The organism is Paraburkholderia sp. SG-MS1 (assembly GCF_012275575.1).
In the GTDB taxonomy this organism is placed as follows: Bacteria; Pseudomonadota; Gammaproteobacteria; order Burkholderiales; family Burkholderiaceae; genus Paraburkholderia.
Genome location: NZ_NPIH01000133.1, coordinates 1 through 2,573 on the forward strand (window position 1 = coordinate 1; position 2,573 = coordinate 2,573).

The window sequence follows — 2,573 nt, forward strand, 5'->3', positions numbered from 1 at the left end:
CGGACAGCGCGTCGCAGTCGTCGATCGCGTAGAGCGCCACGCGCGGGTCGAAGCCGAACGCGGTCAGGCTGCTCTGCGGCCCGGCGAAGCGCGCGTGCCCCGGCGGCGCTTCGTGCACGAGCGCCTGCAACAGATGCGTGCGGCCGCTGCCGGACTCGCCCCAGACATAGAAGGTGCGATCGGCGACCGGCCCGGCGGCGAGGGCGTTGTCGAGCTCACGCAGGCGCGTGACCAGCTCCGAGTTCGCGCCCGCGAAGAAATTGTCGAATGTCGATGGCGGCGGGGTGCCGAGATCGAGCGTCAGTTGACGAAGCACAGTAGGTGACTGCCGAAAATGAGGCTAAGGCCGTAGCGGCCCGGACCCCGGGCCCTGAAACGTCAGTAAGCGGTTAGTTGTTGTAGAGCGCGCTCGCCAGATAGCTTTGCCGCAATTCGCGGATCGCTACCGACAGAATCGCGCTGACCGGCAACGCAAGCAACACGCCGAAAAAGCCGAATAGCTGACCGAACGCGAGCAGCGCGAAGATGACCGCGAGCGGGTGCAGCCCGATCCGTTCGCCGACGAGACGCGGCGTCAGATAAAAACTTTCGACGATCTGCGCGAAGCCGTAAATCAGCGCGACCGCGCCAAAGCCGTACCAGTCGCCGAATTGCAGCAGCGCCGCGAGCAGCGCCAGCACGAGGCCCGTCGCAAAACCGAGGTACGGGATGAACACCGCGAGCCCGGTAAAAATGCCGACCGGCAGCGCAATCTCGAAGCCGGCGAGGCTCAGCGCGACCGAGTAGTACACCGCCAGCACGGCCATCACCAGCAACTGGCCGCGCAGGTATTGCGACAGCATCTGGTCCATGTCGCGCGCGAGTTGCAGTGTCTTGTCGAGCCAGCGGCGCGGCACCATCATTTGCAGGCGCGCCAGCATGCGGTTCCAGTCGAACAGCAGATAGAACAGCACGAGCGGCACCAGCATGAGGTTGCCGACCAGCGCCATCATCAGATTGCCGCTCGTGCGGATCGAGGTCCACGCGTACTGTGCAACCGTTTTCGCGCTGCCTTCGAGCTGCCCCGTCACGAGGTCGCGGATGCTGGCGAAATCGAGCGAGTCGGCCAGACCCAGCATGGCCAGCTTGGGTTGCAGCCACGCGCTCACATGCGCGAAGAACACCGGCACCTGCTGCCGCAATTGCGGCCCTTCCTTCTGGATCACCGCGAGCACCAGCAGGAAGAGCATGGTCATCAGCAGCGTGAAGAACAGGATCATCAGCAGTGCCGCGAGGACGCGCGGCACGCGCCGGCGCACCATCCACGCGACGCCCGGATGCAGGATGTACGCGAGAATCGCGCTCAGCAGGAACGGGGTGAGGACGGGACTCAACAGCCAGAGCAGAATGCCGACGCAGAGCGCGATCACCAGCCAGATGAGGGCGCGGCGCTGAACGGGCGTCAGAATCGAGGAATGTTGTTGCAAAGCGGGTTTTCCCAGGTGTAGTCGGAACCGGATGATCAAATTCCAGCCAGTCGGCCAGCATCGGGTAAAATCGCATTTTACCGACCTTCGAGCTCTTCCCCATGAATCACCCGAAATCCGCCCAGCCTTCAACTGATTCGGCCCAAGGTTTGTCGTATCGCGACGCCGGCGTGGACATCGACGCGGGTGACGCCCTTGTCGACGCGATCAAGCCCTTTGCCAAAAAGACGATGCGCGACGGTGTGCTGGGTGGCATCGGCGGGTTCGGCGCGCTGTTCGAAGTGCCGAAGAAATACAAGGAGCCGGTGCTTGTGTCCGGCACCGACGGCGTCGGCACCAAGCTGCGCCTCGCGTTTCAACTGAACAAGCATGACACCGTCGGCCAGGATCTGGTCGCGATGAGCGTGAACGACATTCTCGTGCAAGGTGCCGAGCCGCTGTTCTTCCTCGACTACTTCGCGTGCGGCAAGCTGGACGTCGGTACGGCGGCCACGGTCGTCAAGGGTATCGCGCATGGCTGCGAACTGTCGGGTTGCGCATTGATCGGCGGCGAAACGGCGGAAATGCCTGGCATGTATCCGGACGGGGAGTACGACCTGGCCGGGTTCGCGGTCGGCGCGGTGGAAAAGAGCAAGATCATCGACGGCAGCACGATCGCTCCGGGCGACGTCGTGCTGGGTCTGGCGTCGAGCGGCATTCATTCGAACGGTTTTTCGCTGGTGCGCAAGATCATCGAGCGCGCGCAGCCGGATCTGAATGCAGACTTCGACGGCCGTTCGCTCGCCGACGCACTGATGGCGCCGACGCACATTTACGTGAAGCCGTTGCTGTCGCTGATGCAACAGATCGCCGTGAAGGGCATGGCACACATCACCGGCGGCGGGCTGGTCGAAAATATTCCGCGCGTGCTGCGTGAAGGTCTGACGGCCGAGCTGGATCACCGCGCATGGCCGCTGCCGCCGCTGTTCTCGTGGCTGCAGAAGCACGGCGGCGTCGCCGATGCGGAAATGCACCGCGTGTTCAACTGCGGCATCGGCATGGCAGTAGTGGTGTCCGCAGCCGACGCCGAAGCGGCGATCGGTTTGCTGTCGGCAGCCGGTGAGCAGG

Annotated in this window: 3 protein-coding genes; 1 reads left to right on the plus strand and 2 read right to left on the minus strand. The window is 63.9% G+C overall.

Annotation, left to right across the window (positions count from 1 at the left end):
* Both CIC12_RS10265 and CIC12_RS10270 read right to left on the minus strand, forming a co-directional pair.
* The coding region (locus tag CIC12_RS10265; RefSeq protein WP_342030519.1) for a DnaA ATPase domain-containing protein at nt 1–316 on the minus strand (316 nt) is incomplete at its 3' end.
* 73 nt (nt 317–389) lie between these two features.
* The gene (locus CIC12_RS10270; protein WP_168664018.1) at nt 390–1,466 is read right to left on the minus strand and encodes an AI-2E family transporter; all 1,077 of its coding nucleotides are present in this window, start codon (nt 1,464–1,466) and stop codon (nt 390–392) included.
* A gap of 101 nt (nt 1,467–1,567) precedes the next feature.
* Here CIC12_RS10270 and purM point away from each other — a divergent pair.
* Nucleotides 1,568–2,573: phosphoribosylformylglycinamidine cyclo-ligase (gene purM / locus CIC12_RS10275; protein WP_168664019.1), on the plus strand; the 1,006-nt coding region annotated here is incomplete at its 3' end.